We start from the raw sequence: 6,418 nt of genomic DNA on the forward strand, positions 1-6,418 counted from the left end.
CGCGAAGGCGGCCGCACCGTCGGCGCCGGCGTCGTGTCCAAGATCATCGCCTAATCGCGACGGTCTGACCCAAGCCACAAACGGCCCCCGGAGCAATCCGGGGGCCGTTTTCGTTTGCGAGCGGCCGGCGGTGGAGAGATAGTCCCGCGCCATGGCCCTGCTGGACTGGATGAGCGAGACGACCGGGCCGGTGCTGGAGGGCGCCGGCGTCGTGCTGCGACCGCCCCGGCCGTCCGACCATATTGACTGGGCCACGCTCCGTGCGCAGTCGCATGACTATCTCCAGCCGTGGGAGCCGCGCTGGCCCGAGGACGATCTGAGCCGGGCCGCCTTCAAGCGCCGGCTGCAACTGTATGCGCGCGAGATGGAGAACGGCACGGCTTGGCCCTTCTTCATCTTCGCCGGCGAGGATCAAACCCTGGTCGGCGCCGCGACGCTGTCGAACGTGCGGCGGGGCGTCGCGGAGACCGGCACGCTGGGCTATTGGATCGGCCAGCCGTTCGCCGGACGGGGCCATGCAACGGCGGGGGTGCGGGCCATGCTGGCCTATGCCTTTGGGCCTTTGCGCCTGCACCGTGTGGAGGCCGCATGCCTGCCCAGCAATGCGGCCTCGCGCCGAGTGCTGGAGAAGTCGGGGTTTCGCAAGGAAGGCGAGGCGCGGGCTTATCTTAAAATTAACGGCGAATGGGCAGACCATTGGCTCTTCGGCGTCGTCGCGGACGATGTCGGGCGCGGCGAACCGCCGCCGGCCTGAGGGGGCATAAGGCGCCTTGAGCACACGACCGCGATCCCTGGCCTGGGACGCCGCCACCGCCATCGAGGCGCTGGCGGCGGCGGACACGGCCCTGTGGGTTTGGACGCCATCCCACGACACGCTCCGCTTCACCGGCGCAACCCATGGCCTGGGTCTGGGGCCATTGGCGCCGGAATGCACCAGCGCGGCCCTCATCGCGCTGGCCTTGCCGCAGGATCGAGGCCTGGCTGACGCTCTTCTGAAGCCCCAAGCCGAGGGAACAGAGATCGCGCATCGCATCCGAATGCGCGGCGGCGAGATCGGCGTCTGGCGCGGCGTCTGGCTGGAAGACGGCCTGCGCGCCGCCGGCGTGGTGGCGCCCGAGATGAAGTTCGCCGGTGGTGAGGCGGACGCCCTGACCGGCCTGCTGGATCGCCGCGCCTTTCTGGCGCGCGTGGCCGAGACCCTGACCCGCCCGGGCGAGTATGAAATGGTGGCCGCCGATGTCGATCGGCTGAAGCGGCTGAACGAGGCCTTGGGTCATGAGCGGGCCGATCTGGTGCTGTCGGCCCTAGGCTCAAGGTTGTCGGCGGCCTTTCCGGCTCACGCCATTCCCGCGCGCGTGGGCGAGGACGAGTTCGCGATCTTCCTGCCCAAGGGCCAAGGCGCGGACCGGATGCGCCAAGCGCTGGAGCAGCCGCTACGGGTGGCGGGCTTTGACATCTATCCGACGGTGTCCATCGGCGCGGCGCCCTGCGAGGGCGGGTCGGATGCGCCCGACCCGGCCGAGATCCTGCGCCGCGTCGAACTGGCGGTCGAATCGGCCAAGCGCGGGGGGCGCGGCGGGGCCGCCGCCTATGGCCGCGCGCTGGAAAGCGACAGCCTGTCCCGCCTCGCGCTGGAAGCGGATCTGCGCAACGCCTTCGTGCGCGCCGAGATCGAGCCCTTCTATCAGCCGATCGTGAACCTCAACACGGGCGCGGTGGCCGGCTTCGAGGCGCTGGCGCGCTGGCGGCATCCGCGCCGCGGCCTGGTGCCGCCCGACGAGTTCCTGGGGCTGACCCAGGAGATGGGGCTGATGAACGATCTGGGCCTGCTGATGATGCGCCAGGCGGCGCGTCAACTGGCGGAATGGATCGCGCGCCATCCCACGGCGGGCCGGCTGTTCTGTAGCGTCAACCTGTCGGTCGGCGAGATCGAGCGCCCCAACCTGGTCGAGGACGTCGCTGAAATCATCAAGGAGACGGCGCTGCCGCGCGGCGCGCTGAAGCTGGAGGTCACCGAAGGCGACATCATGCGTGACACCGCCAGCGCCGCCGAGGTGCTGACGCGGTTGAAGACGGCCGGCGCGTCGCTGGCGCTCGACGACTTCGGAACGGGCTTCTCGTCGTTGTCGTACCTGGCGCGTCTGCCCTTCGACACTCTGAAGATCGATCGCTACTTCGTTCTGACGATGGACAAGGATGAGGGCTCGGCCAAGATCGTGAAGTCGGTCGTGAACCTCGGTCGCGACCTGTCGCTGGAGGTCGTCGCCGAGGGCGTCGAGAACGCCCACCTGGCCAAGCTGCTGCTGGACGCTCAGTGCCACTACGGTCAGGGGTTCGGCTACGCACCGGCCCTGCCGGCCACCGAGGCCGAGGTCTATCTGAACGAATCCCTGGCCGACGGCGCCGCGCCGATCAAGCAGCGGTCGGCTTAGAGCACGCCCGTCACGCTCTCGGCCGAGGCCAGTTGCAGCAGGCCGACCAGACGCGCGCGCGTCTCGCCGTCCGCCACGCCGTCCACCCGTTCGGGCCGCCAGTGGCGCTGAAAGGCGGTGACGGTCGAAACTGTCTCCTCGTCATAGTCGGGTCCGGAGCGCAGGCCGTAGCCCAGACGGTGCAGACCCGCACGCAGAACTGTGACGCCCAGCCCGAGGTCGCCAGGGCCCAGCGGCGCGCCCAGAGCGGCGATGCGCTCGGCCGCCGGTTCGAACCAAAGCCCATGACCGGCCTCAGCAAGCCGCTTCCACGGAAACAGTTCGCCGGGGTCCTGCTTTCGGTCAGGCGCGAGGTCCGAGTGGGCGATGATGCGGGCGTCTGGGATGGACCAGCGTGAGCGGATGTCGCCGACCAGGGCGATCACGGCCTCGATCTGGGCGTCGGGAAAGGGGCGATAACCGAACTTATGCCCCGGATTGACGATCTCTATTCCGATGGCGGCGCCGTTCAAGTCGTCCTGGCCCTGCCAGACGCCACGGCCGGCGTGCCAGGCGCGACGCGCCTCATCGACGAGCCGGAAGACGCGCCCGTCTTCCTCGACCACATAGTGGGCGGACACGCGCGCTTCAGGATCGCACAGACGCGCCAAGGCCTCGGGGCCGGTCCGCATGCCAGTGTAGTGCAGCACCAGCGCGTCGGGCAGGGCCCGGCGGGCGTCGAAATTGGGGGAGGGGGCCTCTATCATCAGGGCAGTTTAGCGCCCCTCGCGCTCCCAGCCATAGGCGACCCAGGCACCGTCGACCTTGCGGGCCTCGATGACGTCGCCGTCTGCGGCGCCGACGGGAGCGGCCTTGCGGCGCGCGCGCATCGCCAGACCCGCGAAGAACACCAAGGCGCCGGCGACCACGGCGATCAGCGCCACGGCCGCAGCGGTCAGCACCGCCAGAACCGCGCCTACCGCCATGGCGATGGCGGTGGCGATGAAGCCGAACAGCCAAAGCACAGGGGCGAAAACGCCGCCGCCGCGCCGACGCGGAGACTGACCGGTCTGGGCAAAGCGCTGAGTCTGGAACATGGCTCAAATCCTAAGGGGCGATCGATGAACGCCCAATGAGCAATGTCGGTCCATAGGTCTGTGCGGTCAATGCCGTGCGACATCACGCGCCCGGCCTGTCTCACCGCAACGGCTGGTCCGCCAGAACCACGCCGCCCTGACTGCGCAGCCGTTCGGCCTCGATCCGCTGCACGACCGACTGGGCTTCTGGCGAACTTATGACAGCGCCGATCCGCACCAGGGCCTGTGCAGCCTCGGCCTGAACGCCGAACGCATCCGACAAGGCCTCCCACGGCGACTTCGCGGCCGGGAAGCGTTTGAAGCGAACCGAAGCATCCTCGGGAATTTCGGCGAGGCGGCGAGCCACGGCGATGGCTTCGGTCAATCCGCCGAGTTCGTCGACGAGCCCCAGTTCCCGGGCCTGGGCTCCGGTCCAGACGCGGCCGCGCGCGATTTCCTGAACCCGAGCGGGCTCTAGCTTGCGTCCTTGGGCGACGCGGATCAGGAAGGCGTCGTAAATCCGGTCCATCGAAGCGGCGAAGGCGGCGCGCTGGCCCTGGTCAAACGGCTGGGAGGGCGACAGCGCATCGGCGTAGTCGCCGCCAATGGTCAATCCGCGCATATCGACGCCAAAGCGGCCGAGCGCCTCTGTCAGGACGAACTTGCCGCCGTACACACCGATCGAGCCCGTAAGGGTCGAGGGCTGGGCCACGATCGCGGAGGCCTCGGAACTGATCCAGTAACCGCCGGACGCGGCATAGGCGCCCATCGACACCACCACCGGCTTGCCCGCCGCCTTGGCGGCACGGACGGCGGCGAGAATTTGCTCGGACGCCTCGGGCGAACCGCCCGGCGAGGAGACGCGGAAGACGATGGCCTTAACGGCGTTGTCCTCGATGGCGTCGTATATGGCTTTGGCCGTATCGTCCGAACGAATCGTCGCGCCCGAGCCAAAGGGGTCCGCGCCGGAGCTGGTTCCGGTCACGATGGCGCCCTCGGCCGAAACGATGGCGATGGCGTCCGTGCCCGATCCGGCGCGCAGGCCCTGGGTCGAGGCGTAACGACGAAAGTCCAGCACCTCCGCATTTGATCCGGCCAGACGCTTGGCTTCGCCCAGCGCCTCCTCGACCTGACCGATCTTGTCGATCAGACGGGCTTGAAGGGCTTCCTCGGCGGAATAGGGGCCGGCCTCGATGACCTGTTTCAGCGCCGCGGGGTCGGTCTCCCTGTCGCGCGCCGCACTGGCGAGGGCGCTGTCATAGATGGAGGTCATCCAGGCCAGCATCGATTCGCGGTGTGCCGGCGTGAAGTCGCTCTGGGTGAACTGATTGACCGCGTTCTTGTACTCATAGCGCTGCTCGAACTGAGCGTTGACGCCGTAGCGATCGAAGGCGCGCCCAAGGAAGATTTCGTCGGCCGAGAAACCCGAAGCCTGGAAGCTGGCTACGGGCTGCATCCACAGCTCGTCGGCGGCCGCGCCGACCATGTAGCTGGAGACGACTGTGCCCACCGGCATGAAGCCTTGGCTGTGGGCGATCACGCGCTTGCCGCTGGCCCGGAAGCGTTGAATGGCCTGACGCACCTCGTCGGCGGCGGCGGGCGTCATTCCCGCCTCGGGCAGGCGTACGACCAGCGCCTTGACGTTGCGATCCCGCTCGGCCTGGGCCAGCCCGTCTACGACCTCGATCACCGACAGGCTGGAGCCGCCAAGGCCGGCGAAGGGGCTGGTCGACGGCTGGTCCGACAGGCCGCCCCTCAAATCCAGTTGCACCACCGCCTGAGCCGGCGTGGCCGGCTTCGATCCTGCGCTGGCGACGGCGGCCATGATGAGCACGATCGGCAGGACGATCATGAACAGGAACAGCCCCGCGAAGACGCCGAGCATAGTCAGGAAGAATTGTTTCATCGGGGAGGATGCGTCCGTCGGCCACTGGCGGCTGGTTTGACCATAGAGACACGAGAGGGCCGCTCCAAGCTCGCCTTTCACCGGCGCGGGCCGCAGCTGCGAGAGCCGTGCTGCATTGCAACCTGATCATTGATGATCCGGCGTCGAAACCCTATATGGCGGTTCGCGTGCGGGGGCGTTTGCCCCGCGTCTGTCGCCGGAGACCGCGGATGTTGGTCACCCTGATGAAAGCCAAGCTGCACCGCGCCACCGTGACTCAGGCCGACCTGGAGTACGAGGGCTCGATCGCTATCGACCGCGATCTGCTGGACGCGTCGGGCATTCTGCCGCACGAGCAGGTGGACGTGCTGAACATCACCAACGGCGCGCGCTTCACCACCTACGCCATCGAGGCGCCTCGCGGCAGCCGCGTGATCGGCGTCAACGGCGCCGCCGCGCGCCTGGTGCAGAAGAACGACAAGGTCATCATCGTCACCTACGGCCAACTGCCGCAGGAAGAGGCGCGCCAGTGGTCGCCGACCGTGGTGCTGCTGGACGACTGCAATGAGATCAAGCGCGCGGCTTGATCGACCTCAGTCCAGCCAGTCGATCGCTGGCAGGCTGACCGGGCGGCCGTCGGCCGTCAGCGCGCCGTCAAGACGGTCCACGCGAAGCGACGCCATGGCCAGGCCGTCGCGGCCGCTCAGCACCTCGCCGGCGCGCAATTCGCCGTTCAGCACTTCGGTTCCGAACGGGGGCGGGGGGCCGTCGAAGGCGATGGGGCGCATGCGGGTGCGGATCGATCCGCGCCGCTTCATCCGCGAGGTCGTCTCCTGGCCGACGAAGCAGCCCTTGTGGAAGTCGATGCCGTTCAAAAGGTCGAAGTTGGCCTCGATCGGATAGGTCTTGTCGTCGGGGCAGTCCGCGGCCGCATCAGGAACGCCCAGCGCTATGCGATGCGCCTGCCAGTCATCCTCGCTGGCGTTGACCTGAAAATCGCCGTGCGCCCGTCCGCCCAGCGCAGCCAGCCGGGGGTCGGGCGAAAA

7 protein-coding genes are annotated in these 6,418 nt (G+C 68.4%); 3 read left to right on the top strand and 4 right to left on the bottom strand.

Features of this window, described 5'->3' with window-relative positions; genetic code table 11:
• Positions 1 to 151 precede the first annotated feature (151 nt).
• Complete coding sequence (locus tag ACK4I0_RS12855) at positions 152 to 754, top strand: GNAT family N-acetyltransferase (protein WP_409611588.1); 603 nt, start codon at positions 152 to 154, stop codon at positions 752 to 754.
• A 16-nt stretch (positions 755 to 770) separates the two neighbouring features.
• Positions 771 to 2,432 (top strand): putative bifunctional diguanylate cyclase/phosphodiesterase, encoded by a 1,662-nt coding sequence (locus ACK4I0_RS12860; RefSeq protein ID WP_409611590.1) that lies wholly within the window; start codon positions 771 to 773, stop codon positions 2,430 to 2,432.
• Here ACK4I0_RS12860 and ACK4I0_RS12865 read toward each other — a convergent pair.
• The 3 genes from ACK4I0_RS12865 to sppA form a co-directional block, all read right to left on the bottom strand.
• On the bottom strand, positions 2,429 to 3,178 hold the full coding sequence (locus ACK4I0_RS12865; RefSeq protein ID WP_409611592.1) for an N-acetylmuramoyl-L-alanine amidase: 750 nt from the start codon (positions 3,176 to 3,178) through the stop codon (positions 2,429 to 2,431). The two genes, ACK4I0_RS12860 and ACK4I0_RS12865, sit on opposite strands and share 4 nt — an antisense overlap.
• Before the next feature lie 9 nt (positions 3,179 to 3,187).
• Positions 3,188 to 3,508 carry a hypothetical protein gene (locus tag ACK4I0_RS12870; RefSeq protein WP_409611594.1) on the bottom strand — a complete coding sequence of 107 codons (321 nt, stop codon included), beginning with the start codon at positions 3,506 to 3,508 and terminating at the stop codon, positions 3,188 to 3,190.
• Between the two features lie 100 nt (positions 3,509 to 3,608).
• Complete coding sequence (gene sppA, locus ACK4I0_RS12875) at positions 3,609 to 5,393, bottom strand: signal peptide peptidase SppA (RefSeq protein ID WP_409611596.1); 1,785 nt, start codon at positions 5,391 to 5,393, stop codon at positions 3,609 to 3,611.
• Positions 5,394 to 5,602: 209 nt separating this feature from the next.
• Here sppA and panD point away from each other — a divergent pair, with 209 nt between their 5' ends.
• The gene (gene panD, locus ACK4I0_RS12880) at positions 5,603 to 5,959 is read left to right on the top strand and encodes an aspartate 1-decarboxylase (RefSeq protein WP_409611598.1); all 357 of its coding nucleotides are present in this window, start codon (positions 5,603 to 5,605) and stop codon (positions 5,957 to 5,959) included.
• 6 nt (positions 5,960 to 5,965) lie between these two features.
• Here the strand turns inward: panD and ACK4I0_RS12885 are convergent.
• On the bottom strand, positions 5,966 to 6,418 hold a 453-nt coding region (locus tag ACK4I0_RS12885), incomplete at its 5' end, for a YgfZ/GcvT domain-containing protein (RefSeq protein WP_409611600.1).

It is taken from the genome of Brevundimonas sp., from assembly GCF_046295775.1.
GTDB lineage: Bacteria > Pseudomonadota > Alphaproteobacteria > Caulobacterales > Caulobacteraceae > Brevundimonas.